Raw genomic sequence first — 16,004 nt, forward strand, 5'->3', positions numbered from 1 at the left:
GGTCAGCCTGCTGAAAAATTACGCTAGGATTCAGGGTTTTCTTGTCTGAGCAACCCGTTTCGTCGTGACCGCGTCTGATCTCAAAGCCCTGGCCCGGGCGCTTCTCGGCCAGCTTGTCGGCCAGTTGCAGGCCCGCCTGCTGCCTCGGCTGCGTCCGCATCTGCGGCCGCGTACATTGCTGCTTCTGCCCGCGCTATTCGTGCTGTACGTCCTGGTGCTGATTCCGTTCACGCCCGGCATCCGCGACCTGCGCCGCGCCAAGGTGGATCAGCCTGCGCAGGTCTATTCCGCCGATGGCAAGCTGCTCGCCGAATTCAAGCCCACGCATCGCGAATGGGTGAGCCTCAAGTCCGTTTCGCCGCAGGTCGTCGACGCGCTCATCGCGACCGAAGACCGGCGCTTCTACACGCATCACGGCATCGACTTCAAGCGCACGGCATCCGCCGCGCTGCATACGCTGAAGGGCGACCGGCAAGGCGGCTCGACGCTCACGCAGCAGCTCGCGCGCAATCTGTTTCCGGAGGAGATCGGCCGCTCGCAGACGCTCACGCGCAAGCTGAAGGAAGCCATCACCGCGTTCAAGATCGAAGCCGTCTATTCGAAGGACGAAATCCTCGAAACCTATCTCAACACCGTGCCGTTCCTCTACAACGCGTACGGGATCGAGATGGCCGCGCGCACGTATTTCGGCAAGTCGGCGGGCGAACTCGACGCCCTCCAGAGCGCGACGCTCATCGGCATGCTGAAGGGCAACAGCTATTACAACCCGGTGATCAATCCCGAGCGAGCGCTCGACCGGCGCAACATCGTGCTCGGCCAGATGGTGAAGTTCGGCCATCTGCCGGCCGCGAAGCTCGACGCGCTCGTCAAGCGGCCGTTGCGCATCGACTTCGAACGCCAGACCGAAGAGCCCGGCCGCGCGCCGCATTTCGCGCAACAGCTGCGCAAGTGGCTGATCGCCTGGGCCGACGACAACGACTACAACATCTATTCCGACGGCCTCGTCGTGCGCACGACCATCGACTCGCGTCTCCAGACCATGGCGACCAACGCGCTCGTGTTGCAGGGCAACCAGTTGCAGTCGATCGCCAACGCGGCGTGGGGCACGCGCGGCGGCTGCGCGAAGGCGAACGCGGATCTCGCGCACGCGTTCATCCGCGAGACGGGCGAGTACCGCGCGGCGCGTGACGGCGGCATGAACGACGCCGACGCCCTCGCGAAGCTCGGCGCGGACCGCGGCTTCATGCAGTCGCTGTGCGAGAGCAAGACGCGCGTGCAGGCCGGCTTCGTCGCGCTCGATCCGCGCAATGGCCAGATCAAGGCCTGGGTCGGCAGCCGCGATTTCGCGCAGGATCCGTTCGATCACGTCGCGCAGGCCCGCCGCCAGCCCGGCTCGACCTTCAAGCCCTTCGTCTATGGCGCGGCGTTCGAACACGGCGCGAAGCCGACCGACACCATCGTCGATCAGGCCGTCGAGATTCCGGTCAACAGCAACGAAACCTGGCGTCCGACCGACGATGCCCCGCCGAGCGGCAAGCCGGTCAGCCTGCGCGACGGCATCGCGTATTCGAAGAACCGCATCACCGCGCAGCTGATGGAATCGGTCGGGCCGGGACGCGTCGCGGGGCTCGCGCGCGACATGGGCGTGCGCGAGAGTCATCTGGACGTCGTGCCGTCGCTTGCGCTCGGCACGAGTCCGGTCACGCTCAAGGAGATGGTGTCGGCGTACGGCACGATCGCGAACGACGGCAGTTATATCGAGCCGCTGCTCGTCACGCGCATCGAGAACAAGGACGGCGAGGTGCTCGCGCAGTTCGAGAACGCACCCGAGCGCGCGCTCTCGGTCGATGCGACCCGCAAGCTCGTCGACGTGATGCGCGACGTCATCAATCGCGGCACGGGCACGACCATCCGCACGCGCTTCGGGATTCGCGGCGATGTCGCGGGCAAGACCGGCACGACGCAGGACAACGCCGACGGCTGGTTCATCCTGATGCAGCCGCAACTGGTGGCGGGCGCGTGGGTCGGCTTCAACGACAGCCGCGTCACGCTGCGCAGCGACTACTGGGGGCAAGGCGCGCACAGTGCGTTGCCAATCGTCGGCGATTTCATGCAGCGCGCGCTGCGCTCGCGTCTGATCGACGCGCGCGCCCGCTTCGATACGCAGGAAACGCCGGGGCTGTGGGAAAGCACGGTGACGCGCCTGCGCGCGTGGATGGCGCAGACCTTCACGAAAGAGCCGAAGCCGAGCGCGACGAAACAGACTGCGCCGCAGAAATCCGTCCGCGTGAAGCGCGCGCCGGCCGAGCCGGAGGCCGAAGTGACCGAAGCGCCGCCGCCGCCGCAGCCGCAGCCGCCCGTCTTCACCACCATGCCGCCGATCCTGCCGGAGCCAGCGGCCGCGTCGGCGCCACAATAAGGCGGCGCGCGCCGTTAGCGCCGCCGCCTGTCGATGCGCGCGCCCGGATCGTCGTGGCCGTGCAGCGCTTCGGCGGGATCGATGCCGATTCCCGTCGCCCGGCTCAGGATCGCCCGCGTACCGGGCGTCATGGCGACCCGGTTGAGCTGGGCGGGCGCGACCCACAGCACGTCGTCGATGCCGCCGCCCATCGCGGCGCGCGGATGCATGTCGTCCGGAATCGCGACGCGGAAAACATGATGCAGGTGATGCGCGGACACTTGCTGGAACAGGAACGCGGCCGCGCTCGCCTCGACCCCCGTATCCTCATGCAGCGCCCGCACCGCCGCGACCAGCGCCAGCTCGTTCAATCCCACCGGCCCGCCCGGCAGCAGCCACGGGCCGCCGTGTTCCCGGACCAGAAGCACCGCCTGGTGTCGAACCAGCAGCACAGTTGCTCGTACTCTCATCCCCGTCTCCGTTTGCACCTGCATTCATTGTTGGCATGATGGTGCGGCCCGACGCGCCGGCTTTCCGTTACCTACCTCGCCGTCGAAACGATTCTCAGCTTCGAGCGGTGGCGCGAAATCGATTTTCTTCGTCCGCCGGGCATTCGGCCATCCGGGCATCCCCCGCCCGGCGACGTGCGTTCCAGCGCGTCGCAGCGGGACAGGCAAGCGCGGACGGCGCGCGCAACCAGGTGGTTCCGAACGGATTGAAGCGGAAGAGTTCCGGAAAACGGGGAAATGGAGACGGTCGCGCGCCCGGCGACGGACGCACGATCCGGGAGTCACCGCGGCGGATGCGCCGCGGCCGAGGTCACGTGCCGAGCGCGGGATCGCTCATGCTGTCCTGGCCTGTTTCGACGTGGCCGGCCAGTCGGCGGAGGAACTTGGCGTCGGTATCGACCTTGATTTCGACGTCGTACCAGCCGTGCGCGTCGCGCAGATCGAGGTAGACCTGCGCCGTATCGCCGCCGCGTACGCGCCGCGTGACGGTCTTCGTCGGCGCGTAGGCGTTGCTGACGCTGAACGTGCACGCAGCCGTTCCGCGGTTCTCGAGCCGCAGTTGCAGGTTGCCGTTGGCGACGTCGTAACCTTCAGCGACGTCCGGTTGGGCCTGCTCGCCCGACCACCATGAATGCGCTTTCCCGACCGTGCCCGCAATGCGGCGCACAAAGCCGTTCGGGCCATGCACGACGAAATCGAAGCTGCCGTCCGTCTCCGCCGCGACGCGGTCCGCGAGGCGCTTGCGCGCTTCCACGGTGTACGAGCGCGGGGCCGTCGTGCTGGCGTTCTGGTAGAGCAGGAAGACGGCGCCCGCGCTGCCGGTGTTGATGAAATCGAACGAAACGGCATCTTTCGACGCGTGGGTCTTCGCGCGCACGAACAGCTCGTACGGCAGCGCGCGCGCCGGACGCACGCCCGGCTCCTGCTGCGGAACGGTCTGGGCATCGGGCGGCACCGGCTGATACGGCGTGTGACGCAGCTTGTCGGGCGGCGCGTAGGCGGTCGTGGCGGGCAGTGTCGGCAGATTGGCGTTCGGGCGGCGGAAGTCGAAGGCGGACGTGAGATCGCCGCAGATCGCGCGGCGCCACGGCGAGATGTTCGGTTCGGCGAGACCGTGCGCGCGCCCGAAGCGCTTCTGGATGAAGCGGATCACCGACGTGTGGTCGAAGGTCTCCGAGCACACCCAGCCGCCGCGCGACCACGGCGACACGACCAGCATCGGCACCCGCGCGCCGAGTCCGTACGGTCCGGTCGCGTAGCTCGAACTGCCGGGAAAGATCTCGTTGGTGGTATCGACGGTGGAAAGGCCATTGGCGCTCGACGCCGGCGGAAACGGCGGCACGACGTGATCGAAGAAACCGTCGTTTTCATCGTAATTGATGAGCAGCGCCGTCTTGCTCCAGATCTCCGGATTCGACGTCAGCGCCTGCAGGACCTGATCGACGTACCACGCGCCATAGTTCGCCGGCCATTCGGGATGCTCGGAGAACGCCTCCGGCGCGACGATCCACGAGACCTGCGGCAGCGTGCCGTTCGCGACGTCGCGCTTCAGCAGCGTGAAGTAGTCGTCGCCGGCGGCGGCGTTCGTGCCGCGCCGGGCCTTTTCGTACAGCGGGCTGCCCGGCTGCGCGTTCTGATACTGCGTGAAGTAAAGCAGCGAGTTGTCGCCGTAGTTGCCGATGTAGGCGTCGTCGGTCCAGCCCCAGCTGTTCTTCGCGTCGAGACCGGTGCCGATGTCCTGATAGACCTTCCACGAGATGCCCGCGCGTTCCAGCACTTCGGGGAACGTCGACCAGCCGTAGCCCGCTTCCGCGTTATCGACGACGGGGCCGCCACCGGTGCCGTCGTTGCCGACGTAGCCGGTCCACATGTAGTAGCGGTTCGGATCCGTCGATGAGTTGATCGAGCAGTGATAGGCGTCGCAGATCGTGAAGGCGTCCGCGAGCTGGTAGTGGAACGGGATGTCGTTGCGCTGCAGGTACGCCATGGTCGTCGTGCCCTTGGCGGGCATCCACTGGTCGTACAGGCCGCCGTTGAAGGCGGCGTGTCCGGTCACCCAGTCGTGCGGCAAGCCCTGCAGGAACTGCAGCCCGAGGTTGGCCGCGGCCGGATGGAACGGCAGCAGCTCGCCCGCGCCCGCTGTCGTCGGCTGATGGAAGACGGGCTTGCCGTTCGGCAAGGTGACCGCGCTCTTGTCGCCATAGCCGCGCACGCCGCGCAGCGTGCCGAAGTAATGATCGAACGAGCGGTTCTCCTGCATCAGGACGACGATGTGCTCGATATCCTCGATCGAGCCATGGCGGTTGTTGGCGGGGATCGCCAGGGCCTGGCGGATGCCGAGCGGCATCACGTTCAGCGCGGCGGCCGCGCCGGCCGCTTCGGCGGACGCGCGCAGGAAGTCACGACGGTTCTTGTTTTTCATCGGTAGGCGGGGAGGGTGAGGGGAAAGGTCAATCCACCGTATGAATCACGGGGGTCGCAAGCGCGTCCGACGATGCCTGCGCGCTGCCTGCCTGCGCCGGGCGGACGGAGGTGCTGCCGGTAGCCTGTCTGGCCCAGTCCTGAAGCTCGCTGGTGTCGGTCGGGGCGGGCGCCGGATTGTCGAGCGCAGTGGAGGTGGACGACGGCGCCGGACGCGCGGCATCCGCGTCCGGACGGCTGCATCCGCAAACGATTGCGCACAGTAATACGACGACTCCCGCCGCCATGCAGCGGCCTGGCACGAACGACATCGGGTTCTCCGGCAGAGGCGCGCCGATCGACGCAGCGTCGCGAAGCTTAGCCATCGTTCGTGTAAGCAGTGTGACCATTCGACGCGATACCATACGGCGGGCGCAAAACGACAAGAGGACGACAGAGGGTGAGCCAGCGTAATGACGCGCGCGATGAAGAGCGCGAAGTGGAACGCGTGCAGGCATTGAAGCTCGCGATCGCGTTATCGCTCGGCAGCGCGATCGCGCTTGGCCTCGCGCGCTTCTCCTACGCCTTGCTGCTGCCGCCGATGCGCCAGGATCTGGCGTGGAATTTCGCCCAGGCCGGCGCGATGAACACCGCGAATGCGTTCGGCTACCTGCTCGGGGCACTCGCCTTCTCCCGATGGTCGACGCGCTTCACCTCGCGCTCGCTGTTCGTCGCGGGCTGCATCGCCACGGTCGTGCTGATGGCGGCGAGCGGCGCCGTGACCGGCACCCGCGCGCTGCTCGCGCTGCGCGTGGCGACCGGCATCGGCAGCGCACTCATCTTCGTGAGCGGCGGTGTACTGGCGGCCCGGCTCGCCTCGCTCTCGCCGCGCGACGCCGGACTCATCATCGGGATCTACTACGGCGGCACCGGCTGGGGCATCGTCATCTCGTCGATCCTCGTGCCGTTCACCGTCCTGCCCACCCTGCACGGCTGGCGCTACGCGTGGTTCGCGCTGGCCGTCGGCTGCGCGGTGTTTTCAGTGGTGGCGGCGTCGGCCGCGCGGCGGATAGATAGCGCGCAGTCCGCGTCGACGGCACGCCATGCGACGCACGCGGCGCAAAGCGCTCCCGTGCAGCGGCGCCGTTTCGCGCTCGCGCTGTCGGGGTATGCGTGCTTCGGCATCGGCTATATCGGCTACATGACCTTCATCGTCGCGTTGCTGCGCAATGCAGGCATGAGTGCGCCGGTCGTGAGCAGCTTCTATGTGCTGCTCGGCGTGGCGACGGTTTTCTCGGCGCGCATGTGGTCCACGCTGCTCGATCGCATGCGCGGCGGCCAGGCGCTCGCGATCCTCAACGCGCTGCTCGCCGTCGCGACGCTCGTTCCCGCGATGATCGTGCATCCGCTCGCGGCTTTCGTCTCGGGCGCCCTGTTCGGCGCGACCTTCCTGTCCGCCGTGGCGTCGACGACGGCATTCGTGCGGCACAACCTCCCGTCCGCCCAGTGGGCGCGCGGCATCAACGCCTTTACCATCGTGTTCGCGTTCGGGCAGATCGTCGGGCCGGTGGTGATCGGCAAGATCTCGGACAGCGCAGGGCTCACGCGAGGACTGGTGTATTCGGCGCTGGTGCTCGTGGTCGGCGCGGTGCTGGCGGCGCTTCAGAAGCCATTGGATGGCCGGTAGCGGGGACGCACGGCCCGGCGCGTTTCAACGGCTCGGACGCGCCTTCTTCATCTTCGCGAACACGTGCGAGCAGAATGCATCGCACACCACGCGGTTCACGGTGAGGATGTTGTCGGCATTCAGCGCATCGCGCGACAGCCCCTGCTTCTCGATCAGGCGCTGCGGAATCAGCTGGCTCAGGAACGCGTGGCACAGATCGCGGCGCAACGGGGTATCGGCGGACTCGAAGTATTCGCGGCCCGCGCGGACCTCCTCGCTCATCTTGGCTTTCGCCGTGTCGTTCTGCACCTGGATGCTGGCTTCGAGCTTGGCCTGCGCGGCATCGCGCGAACGGCGATCCTTGCGATCGTCCTCGAGCTGACGAGCCTTGACGGCCGCCATCTTGCGATCCGCTTCGCCGATCCGGTAATTCCCCTCCAGCGCCTTGAACAGGTAGCCGCGCGGACTCACCGTCACCTTGCCTTCGTTGAGCTTGTAGCGCGTGTATTCGATCGCCTGCTCGAGGCGCTCGTCGGTCCAGAGGTCGCGCTGCTTGGCGAGACGCTCGAAGTCAGGGGTATCGAAGGCGAATTCGTTGTGCAGCAGGAGGTACATCGAGTCCTGGATGCCGGCGCGCGCTGCATCCGCGCCCTGCTTCTTCGTGAAGCGAAAACGGATCTTGAGCTTCTCCGGCGGTACGCGCTCGGCGTTGGGCTCCCAGCTGACATCGAAATCCGACACCTCGTTCAACTGGTCGATGGCGGGTTCCAGGAAGCGCTTCTTGAACTCCTTCACCTCTTTGCGCGATTCGCCGACTTTGCCCGGCCATTCGAGTACCTCTTCGTAGGCGAACCATTCGGTCACGCCGTGACCCTCGCAGGGAATCAGGCGGTCGTAAATGGCGCGGGACAGCGACAGCGAGAAGGCCGTCGAGGCCCGCAAGCTGAGCCAGTGAGCCTTGTAGGGGCTGATGAGGTACTTGATGACGCGTCCCGCCAGCAGAATGCACACGACGTTGCGTTCGATGTAGCAATCGCCCAGCAGACTGATGGTGCCCCACGAATCCTTTTCGGTGATTTCCTCGATCGACGGGGCCGTCATGATTTCGACGCGAGCCCGGGCCGCAGCGCGCATCTGTGTGATGAGGTGGCTGTGATTGCGGCTGTCGTAGCGCATCAGCCACTTGAAGTAGTTGATGTCGGCCGAAAAGGTGTAGACCTTGTCGTCGATCAACTCTTCCGGCGCCTTGGTCGCGACGATGAAGTAAGCGGCGTCCAGCACGCGGCGCGCGGCGATGCCGAGCCCGCCGACACGCGTGAAGATGTTGTTGCGCAGGAAACCGATGTCCCTCGTCGACTCGCAGATAGCCGAGCCCTGGGCGGACATGTCTTCGTAGATGTCCAGCGCCAGTTGCTGAGGGGTAACGGTGAGTTCTCGGTTTTCCATGCGTTTGTCGACTGCGGTCCACGGGCACTCTATCAGGCGAGCAAGAGGTGTCAACACAAAAACCGCCCCGTGGCCGGTCCAACCCGGAGTCGTTCGGAGCGACACAAAAAGCACCCCGGCGAGCATCCGATGCGCACAATTTCCGCCCCGGTCGACACAAAAATCGCCCAGGGTTGCCCAAAATGCGTTTACACCAGCACAAAAACCGCCCTGCTGATCACAAAAACCGTCCCTATCCACAGGGCGGTCGCTTGATTTGAAAGGGTTTACTGCTCTCTGTTTGTAGGTTTGCGAGTTTAAGGTTTACAAAATAACCGAACGAACACAGGCAGCAATCATCAGGTTTGATGTGAGGTACGTGTGCTAAGTCTATGAAATTGATCATTATTTGAGCTTCGGACATCCGTGCACAAAAACCGCCCCCGGGGTGGTTTTTGTGCGGATACTGTTTCGGGTTGCTTGATGCGGCGAATTTGATACGTACGGAGGGCCGTTTCCGGGTGCTGAATGCGGCCGGATCGGACGCGCAGCACCAGTGAAATCAAGGGTTTAAGGCGGTTCGGGATTGGAAAATCCTGAAATCTCGCGGCGCTACAACCTCGTTTACGCATATTCGTGTATTCTGCGCTTCGACGTCAATACATGGAGAAAGCGCAGAATGGCTAACGTTGGCACGCTACCGATGGAAGACCGCAAGGTCACACTCCGCGAAGTCGCGGAGTTCGCAGACAACCTGGAACCCTTCTCGGACAACCTGCGAGAGCAAATCCTGGCGCCCCGGCCGAGGAAAGTGGCGCCCTACTACACGATCAGCGAACTGGCCGAGATGTGCAATCTGACGCGGCAGCAGATTCAATATCTCGTGACGAAGGGAGAAGGCGGGTTGCCCGCGGGCACATTGAATGGGACAGGCCGGAGCCGAACGTTTACGCTGCCGGAAGTTCGTATGTGGGTGAAGATGGCCTCTGATATCTATCAGACGCGTCTCGACGAAGGCGATGGCGCATTCCGGGGCAAGGTGCTGACGACCGCTCAGTTGAAAGGCGGATCGGCGAAGACGACGACGACCGTTTGCCTCGCACAGGCGCTGACGCTGCTCGGACGCAAGGTGCTGCTCATCGATCTTGATCCGCAGGCATCGGCTTCGGAATTGTGCGGACTCTACGCTGAGAAAGAGATTTCGGGCGACGACACCGTGCTGCCCTATATATATGACCAGAACGTGGAAGGCGGTCTCGGCGCCAGCGTTCAATCGACGTACTGGGACGGACTCGACATCATACCGGGCCACACTTTCCTCTACGGAGCTGAGTTCCTGTTGCCTGCGCGGCAGAAGACGATTCAAGGGTATCGGTTCTGGGCTGTGCTTCGCGAAGGCCTCGAACCGCTTCGATCGCAGTACGACTATATTTTGATCGACACGTCGCCGTCGCTGTCATATATGAACTTGAACGCGCTTTTGGCCGCCGACGCGTTGCTCATGCCGATGATTCCCGAGAACCTCGACTTCATCAGCTCATTGGCGTTCTGGCGTCTCTTCTCGGATGTCGCTGAGGACTTCCTTCCCTACGAGGAAGACAAGGTCTATGACTTTATCTCCATCCTGTTGTCGAAGGTGGATTACGGGAAGACGTCGTCGGCGCCAGTGGTTCGACAGTGGGCGCAAAGCGCATATGGCCGATGGCTCGATCCGTTCGAGATTCCCTCGAGTTCCGTCATGAGCGGCGGCGCATTGTCTTTTTCGACGGCACTGGACGTGGTCAGCACACACTCGACGGCAAAGTCGCTTCAGCGTGTCCGGCAACCGATGATGCAGTACGCCAAGTGGCTGGACGACATGTTTGTGAAATCCTGGAAGGAGTCGGCATGAGCAATAACATACGCGAACAACTCATGGCCAAGACGGCCAATCTGCCGAAGCCTGCGGACTTCAAGGGAGAGGCTAAAAAGGATAAGACGAATCGTGGTCCGCAGACGATGCCTGGGATTACGAGCGCATTGGCTGCGGCACAGTTGCGGATTCAGGAGCTGGAAGCTCGAGGCGTTGAAACAGAAATTCGCGTCGATGAGATTGTGCCCAACCCGTGGCAACCCCGACGCCAGTTCAGTGAAGCAAAGCTTTCGGAACTCGCTCGCTCGATTAGCGAAGTGGGACTGCTGCAGGCTGTTACGGTTCGTCGCGTTGGTGACTCGTTCCAGCTGGTAGCAGGCGAACGACGCTGGCGAGCGCACAAGCTGATCAATCGCGAAACGGTTCGTGCGGTGGTAATCGAGTGCACGGATCAGGACATGGCTGCGTTGGCGCTCATGGAGAATGTCACTCGTGACGATCTCTCCGACTATGAAATTGCGATTGCGATTCGTCGAGCGGAGTCGGAATTCCCGAATCGAACAAGGCTTGCGGAGGCGATGGGAATCTCGAGGAGCGACTTGTATCGCTTCCTTGCGTACGACGCCTTGCCCGATTTCGTGAAGCGTGATCTGGATCTCAAGCCATCGGTGCTGGGCGCGTCGTCGGCGCAGGATATCGCCAACGCGCTTAAGAAGACTGGTGAGCAGGGGTTGAAGGCACTTCAGGAACTGTGGCCGCAGGTTGTGTCTGGAGATCTGGTACAGACGAAGGTTGCAGCGAGCATGAATGCTCAAGCTACGCGGGGAAATCCGACAAGCGACGCCGGCGGTAGAAGCATCCTCAAGATTTTCGCAGGTAAGGTTCAGGCGGGCAGCATTACGAAGGACGTCAAGGGCCTTACTTTCAAGTTCAAAGCGGGTGTGGTTACGGAGGAGCAGGAAAATCAGCTGAGGGAACACATAGGGAAGATGTTTTCCATCCAATCGGAATGATCAGAACCCGCTTCGGCGGGTTTTTTATTGGGGATGCGAGACGCTTTGCGGTGGCGTGTCCGAATTCGGACGGTCTTAAAGGAGTGGTGAGGAGGCGGTCTTCAAGGGAGGTTTGAGGACTAAGTGTCCGAATTCGGACAGTGCGGGTGTGCAGTCGCTATTGGGCCAACACATTGGCCACGACGCTCCAGAGCTCTGCGCCGGCTCGAATGATCAAAGCCCGCTTCGGCGGGTTTGTTATTCGCCTTCGAGACGCTTCACGACCGAGTGTCCGAATTCGGACAACGTCAGATGGTTGTCGATCAGTGGTTGTTAGGGGGGGAAGGTCCCGAGCCTCGTAGCCTTCTAAGTCTGGATGGCGCTTAAGTTTGACGGACAGATGTGTGCAATCGACCGCTGCGAACAGACGATACCGTGAACAGATAGCGCGAGCTAGCTCTATTTCATGGCCGAGGACGATCGCGGTTCACAAGTTGCAATAAGCGAGAAACGCATCCGATGCGAGCGGGTGCCAGTGTCCGAATTCGGACACCAGCAAAAGACCTAGATGGACAAGGCGAAGAGGAAGGCTGCTGGATCTCTATGCGAGGCCATAGTCGCCAACCAACAGTGTCCGAATTCGGACGCTCGGAGCGTCCTGTATTAGATCCGAATGGATTCAGCAGAGCCAAATTCTGCGAAACGGCGCGTCCAGGGATATGAAGGCGCCAAACTTTTACCAGCAGCGAGATACGTAGGACTCGCGGACGAGGGCGCTCGAGGAGTTAGAGAAGACCTGAAGGTTGCCAAGTTTGAATCGATAAGCAAGCGTGCTGCGCAAACGATACTCAAGCTTTGATCACCGCTGAAAAGCGTTGGGCGGTGATTCACTTGAGTTGCAGCGATAGCGCCCAATTGTCTGAGCACCTTGGAGCGCGGCTGGGGTGCGTTGCGTTAGCTATGAATCTGCGTATCGGATGGGTTGCGTGAGAACCACACGCAAATCAGTATGTCTGCGGCTCGGTACAGGCGCAATCTGACGCACCCTATTCTCGCCCGCTGATGCGCGGACGTGACACCGACCAAGGGGTAAATAGTTAGGCCCTATAGTTCCGTACCAAGCATCGCATTGAAATGCTGCACCTGATTTGGATTACGCGTCCTGAATTCGAGCGGTCCGCGCTCTCGGGACTGGCACGACAGGCCATGTTCAAAGTCAACGCGCAGCATACGTCCGGGTCCAATCCAGCAAGTCCACGCTCTTACGCCAAACAGCAGGAGAGCGCTAGTCGCTCAACCGAATTCGCAAGAATGCCGACGCAGCCCAATCGCTCGTGCCGAGCTTGATGCGGCGAAAGAGAAGACTCTAGGTATTGCGGGCCGGAATCGACGAAACGAGCCAATCCATCCGCATTCCGCGCTGATCCGCAAGGCCGGCTTAATCCAATTCAACCGGTTTCGCGCGTGAAACATTCAAGAAGAAACTAGAATCCAATTAAAGCTATAAAAATCAATAGGATACAAAGTATTCCTGAACTTGTTTCACGGAAAAACACGTGAGTGTCAAGCTAGTGACCGAGGACAACGCTTAATGGCGGCAAGAAGCGTAGTTGAGCGCCTGGTACTGACCTGAAGCGTATCAAACGATACAACCAGTGTAATGATGGTGGTCCAGCGCCGGAGGTTTGGATGACTGGAAATGTATCTACGCAAAACGTCGACGCTATGCGACCTTTGCTGAAAGACAGGAAGAGCGTCTGGTATGTAGATTCTCAGCGTCACGCTGTAACACGCGAACGCGTGGCGCGTCCCAGCAACCTGGCCAGGCTCAACCAGACACTTGAGCCCAAACCATAAACGATCGGCCGAGTGGCCAACTAGCTCTCCGCGCACCGACCGCACCGACCGCACCGCGGCAAGTCCACACTCGCCAACCGCCCACACCGAGCGGCATTGGATTACGCCCAATATGCGACCCACCGCGAAGTCGAGCCAATAAATACCTGATCGACTCATCGCGCACGGAAACCGAAAGGAGCCAACTCAACCGGCAGCAATCCCACAACGGCTGACGAGCTGCACAAAGAGTGACCGGCCTGACTCCGTTCAAGCGCATCAAACCCGCTAAACAGATCCAAAAACCTCAAACCCCCACCGCCCCCCGCGCCCGCACGGGCTGAACCACCTGATATGGCTCCCCCGCCTTGCACCGCTCCAGCCGCTCGCTAGCAACCGAAAGCGCACCCAGTGTGGCGCGACGCAACTGGTGATCATAGAGAGACACGATCGCGGCAAGACGCTCGAATCCCTCAGCGGGCAACGTCCAACGCCCCGACTTACGCCCATCATCGAAAACAGAGGCCATAGTCTGATCAGCAAGGATCAACTCTTCCTGCGAGAAATCTCCATGTCCCGCTTCCGCGAGAAACTTCGCCAGAAGCATGGCTTCGGTGATGCTCTGCGCGGGCGCGATATCTTGCGATCCCGAGCGCAAGGCAGCCAGCGCCATGTGTGCGCCGAGCGCGAGCTCGTCGGCGACGGCGCGCGGGATAGGAAGCAACTGAGCTTTGCCGAGACGTGCGCGCGTCGCTTGCGGCGAGCGCTGGAAGGGAAGGGTGCGTGACATGCGAAGACCGATGGTTGATCGTTTTCAGGTTAACGATCGTCGTCCGCAGAATCTGAAGGGTGGTTGCCGCGCTCTTTTTCGAATGCCTCGACGATGGCAATAGCACGTTCGCACTGTTCCGCATCGAGCGTATGGATGCTGCACTTGTCCGGCTCGACATCGATCGCCTGCGCGAGCCACTTCATGCCCTTCGAACGCGCCTCGAACACGTTGCAGCCATCGCGTCGCACCTTCGCCTGCACGAGCGGTTCAAGCGCCGCATGCAGCTTCGTCTTCAGATCGCGCAGCTGCGCATCCGCGAGCCTGCCCAGCGGAACATGGCGCGTGCTGCGCGCGAAAATGCCGATCCATGCCTGGCACGGCACGCAGATCCAGAGCGGTCCGTGATCGTCGCGATAGGGATACGGCTCGTCGCCCATGCGAGCGAGCGTCGCGGGCGCGCCGCAATAGTCGCAGTCCGGGTGAGGAAGCGGTTTGACAGGTCTGCCGACGCGCATTGCAAGCAACTCCAGAGCGGGAAATCCAATATAGCAAAGTCGGTCGCAAGCTTCGTAAGCGCGCCGGCCGGAAAGCGCTTCGTGTGCGACTCATCGTCTGCTTAAACGAGCCCTCGCCCACCCCCGACGTCGTGCATGCCAACCATGATTCGAATGGATCGGGAATTGAATTTACCGTCCGACGGTATAGCGTATGAATGCGTTCTCTCATACGCATGAAACAAGAAGTCCGCTCGACGCGGCCGTGCAAGGTCAGGCTGCAAGCCCGTCGCAAGCTTGCGGCTCCGAATGTGATGATTTGATCAATGAGGTGACGGCAATGAAAGCAAGCTTCCTCTACGCCGCTGCGGCGGCGGGCGCACTCGCGATGAGCGCTGCGGTTTTCGCGCAGGACATGCAGATGGCGCCGGATTCTGGCGCCGCGCAACAGCAGACCACGCAAAGCAATAGCATGTCCGATATGAGCTATGGCGGAACGATGTCGACGAGCAAGGCCAGCGGCGCCTCGCGCGATGCGTGGACGCCGAGCACGAATCAGGCATGCGTCGTCGGACTGAGCTGCAACATCTACAGCGGTCAGTGAAGCCTGGAAACCGGTGATTGCGCAACACGGCAAGGTGCAGGCGGCTTTTCTTCGATAATGGCGGCGAATCACCGCAAGGCATCATGCGCCTGCGGGCAGGTCCGCCTTCCTTGTCGGAGCCGCCATGCATCTCGCCGGAATGATTCTTCCGATCTTCGCGATCATCGTCACGGGATGGCTGGCAGGCGCTTCCGGCTACATGCCGCGCACGCTGGCGGCCGCGCTGATGCGCTTCGCGTATTACGTGGCGATGCCCGCACTGGTCTTCGTGACGATCGCGAAAGAGCCGCTGCACTCGCTGCTCGAATGGCGCTTCCTCGCGGCATTCGGCGGCGGCTCGATGCTCTGCTTCGCGGCCATGATGTCGGGCGCGCGCATCGCGTGGCCCGCGCGCATGAACCTGAGCACGAGCGCCATGCTCGCCGCCGCGGTGGCCATGACCAACACGGGTTTCGTCGCGCTGCCGATACTCAAGACCCTCTATGGACAGCCGGGCGTGCTCGCAGCGGCGGTGGCCACCGTGTTCGTCGGCGCCATCATGTTTCCGATGCTGGTCGTGCTGCTCGAACTGGGCCGTCGCGATAGCTCACACACTCTGCGCGCGGCTCCACTGATCCGCCAGATCGCGACCAACCCCGTGATCCTCGCGACGCTCGTCGGCTTGCTCTGGTCGATCATCGGCGTCCGGTTGCCCGCGCCGGTCGATGCCTTCCTGACGATTCTCGGCGAAGCGCTGACGCCTTGCGCGCTGTTCGCCATCGGACTGGATCTGACCATCGGCGAACTGCGCGAGCGGCTCGGCTGCTACGCTTGTCTCACGGCCCTGAAGCTCGCGGTCGTGCCGCTGGTCGTCTATGCGCTTTGTCTCGCGACCGGCCTCGGTCACACCGCGACCGTCGCGGCCGTGGTGTGCGCGGCCGTGCCTACCGCGAAGAGTGCATATGTGCTCGCGGTGGAATACGACATCGAAAAGCATGTCGTGGGCGCGGTCATCTCGATGACCACGCTGTTCTCGATCGTCACGCTGCTCGCCTGGATCGCCGTCCTCTAGCGCAT

12 protein-coding genes are annotated in these 16,004 nt (G+C 62.5%); 6 read left to right on the forward strand and 6 right to left on the reverse strand.

The window, feature by feature from the left end:
• Positions 1-64: 64 nt before the first annotated feature.
• Positions 65-2,419: a transglycosylase domain-containing protein gene (locus QCE64_RS20130; RefSeq protein ID WP_310005746.1), complete on the forward strand. Its 2,355-nt coding sequence runs from the start codon at positions 65-67 to the stop codon at positions 2,417-2,419.
• Positions 2,420-2,433: 14 nt separating this feature from the next.
• Here the strand turns inward: QCE64_RS20130 and QCE64_RS20135 are convergent, their stop codons facing one another.
• The 3 genes from QCE64_RS20135 to QCE64_RS20145 all read right to left on the reverse strand — a co-directional run bounded on the left by QCE64_RS20135 (position 2,434) and on the right by QCE64_RS20145 (position 5,693).
• Positions 2,434-2,868 (reverse strand): NUDIX domain-containing protein, encoded by a 435-nt coding sequence (locus QCE64_RS20135; protein ID WP_310005748.1) that lies wholly within the window; start codon positions 2,866-2,868, stop codon positions 2,434-2,436.
• 349 nt (positions 2,869-3,217) lie between these two features.
• On the reverse strand, positions 3,218-5,329 hold the full coding sequence (locus tag QCE64_RS20140; RefSeq protein WP_310005750.1) for a phosphocholine-specific phospholipase C: 2,112 nt from the start codon (positions 5,327-5,329) through the stop codon (positions 3,218-3,220).
• A 28-nt stretch (positions 5,330-5,357) separates the two neighbouring features.
• Positions 5,358-5,693, reverse strand: a complete 336-nt coding sequence (locus QCE64_RS20145; protein ID WP_309922799.1) for a hypothetical protein — start codon at positions 5,691-5,693, stop codon at positions 5,358-5,360.
• A gap of 74 nt (positions 5,694-5,767) precedes the next feature.
• Between QCE64_RS20145 and QCE64_RS20150 the strand changes: the two genes are divergently transcribed.
• On the forward strand, positions 5,768-6,994 hold the full coding sequence (locus QCE64_RS20150) for a YbfB/YjiJ family MFS transporter (protein WP_310005752.1): 1,227 nt from the start codon (positions 5,768-5,770) through the stop codon (positions 6,992-6,994).
• Between the two features lie 24 nt (positions 6,995-7,018).
• On the opposite strand, the gene QCE64_RS20155 is transcribed toward QCE64_RS20150, so the two are convergent.
• The gene (locus QCE64_RS20155; RefSeq protein ID WP_310005754.1) at positions 7,019-8,419 is read right to left on the reverse strand and encodes a replication initiation protein; all 1,401 of its coding nucleotides are present in this window, start codon (positions 8,417-8,419) and stop codon (positions 7,019-7,021) included.
• Positions 8,420-9,077: 658 nt separating this feature from the next.
• Here QCE64_RS20155 and QCE64_RS20160 point away from each other — a divergent pair.
• Positions 9,078-10,289, forward strand: coding sequence for an AAA family ATPase (locus QCE64_RS20160; protein WP_310005842.1), 1,212 nt, complete (start codon positions 9,078-9,080; stop codon positions 10,287-10,289).
• Complete coding sequence (locus QCE64_RS20165) at positions 10,286-11,263, forward strand: ParB/RepB/Spo0J family partition protein (protein ID WP_309922803.1); 978 nt, start codon at positions 10,286-10,288, stop codon at positions 11,261-11,263. The genes QCE64_RS20160 and QCE64_RS20165 overlap by 4 nt, the downstream gene beginning before the upstream one ends.
• A 2,122-nt stretch (positions 11,264-13,385) precedes the next feature.
• On the opposite strand, the gene QCE64_RS20170 is transcribed toward QCE64_RS20165, so the two are convergent.
• A complete protein-coding gene (locus QCE64_RS20170) occupies positions 13,386-13,868 on the reverse strand; it encodes a hypothetical protein (protein ID WP_310005756.1) in 483 nt (160 codons plus the stop codon).
• Positions 13,869-13,897: 29 nt separating this feature from the next.
• Positions 13,898-14,365 carry a zinc-finger-containing protein gene (locus QCE64_RS20175; RefSeq protein ID WP_309922807.1) on the reverse strand — a complete coding sequence of 156 codons (468 nt, stop codon included), beginning with the start codon at positions 14,363-14,365 and terminating at the stop codon, positions 13,898-13,900.
• A gap of 319 nt (positions 14,366-14,684) precedes the next feature.
• Here QCE64_RS20175 and QCE64_RS20180 point away from each other — a divergent pair, with 319 nt between their 5' ends.
• Positions 14,685-14,948 (forward strand): hypothetical protein, encoded by a 264-nt coding sequence (locus tag QCE64_RS20180; protein WP_309922809.1) that lies wholly within the window; start codon positions 14,685-14,687, stop codon positions 14,946-14,948.
• 124 nt (positions 14,949-15,072) lie between these two features.
• A complete protein-coding gene (locus tag QCE64_RS20185; protein WP_309932790.1) occupies positions 15,073-15,999 on the forward strand; it encodes an AEC family transporter in 927 nt (308 codons plus the stop codon).
• Positions 16,000-16,004: the final 5 nt, after the last annotated feature.

Source organism: Caballeronia sp. LZ043 (assembly GCF_031451075.1).
In the GTDB taxonomy this organism is placed as follows: domain Bacteria; phylum Pseudomonadota; class Gammaproteobacteria; order Burkholderiales; family Burkholderiaceae; genus Caballeronia.

What these genes read in the sequence shown, in the direction of transcription:
- QCE64_RS20135 (WP_310005748.1), bottom strand. Translation starts at nt 2,868, where the DNA reads ATGAGAGTACGAGCAACTGTGCTGCTGGTTCGACACCAGGCGGTGCTT.
- QCE64_RS20140 (WP_310005750.1), bottom strand. Translation starts at nt 5,329, where the DNA reads ATGAAAAACAAGAACCGTCGTGACTTCCTGCGCGCGTCCGCCGAAGCG.
- QCE64_RS20145 (WP_309922799.1), bottom strand. Translation starts at nt 5,693, where the DNA reads ATGGCTAAGCTTCGCGACGCTGCGTCGATCGGCGCGCCTCTGCCGGAG.
- QCE64_RS20155 (WP_310005754.1), bottom strand. Translation starts at nt 8,419, where the DNA reads ATGGAAAACCGAGAACTCACCGTTACCCCTCAGCAACTGGCGCTGGAC.
- QCE64_RS20160 (WP_310005842.1), top strand. Translation starts at nt 9,078, where the DNA reads ATGGCTAACGTTGGCACGCTACCGATGGAAGACCGCAAGGTCACACTC.
- QCE64_RS20165 (WP_309922803.1), top strand. Translation starts at nt 10,286, where the DNA reads ATGAGCAATAACATACGCGAACAACTCATGGCCAAGACGGCCAATCTG.
- QCE64_RS20170 (WP_310005756.1), bottom strand. Translation starts at nt 13,868, where the DNA reads ATGTCACGCACCCTTCCCTTCCAGCGCTCGCCGCAAGCGACGCGCGCA.
- QCE64_RS20175 (WP_309922807.1), bottom strand. Translation starts at nt 14,365, where the DNA reads ATGCGCGTCGGCAGACCTGTCAAACCGCTTCCTCACCCGGACTGCGAC.
- QCE64_RS20180 (WP_309922809.1), top strand. Translation starts at nt 14,685, where the DNA reads ATGAAAGCAAGCTTCCTCTACGCCGCTGCGGCGGCGGGCGCACTCGCG.
- QCE64_RS20185 (WP_309932790.1), top strand. Translation starts at nt 15,073, where the DNA reads ATGCATCTCGCCGGAATGATTCTTCCGATCTTCGCGATCATCGTCACG.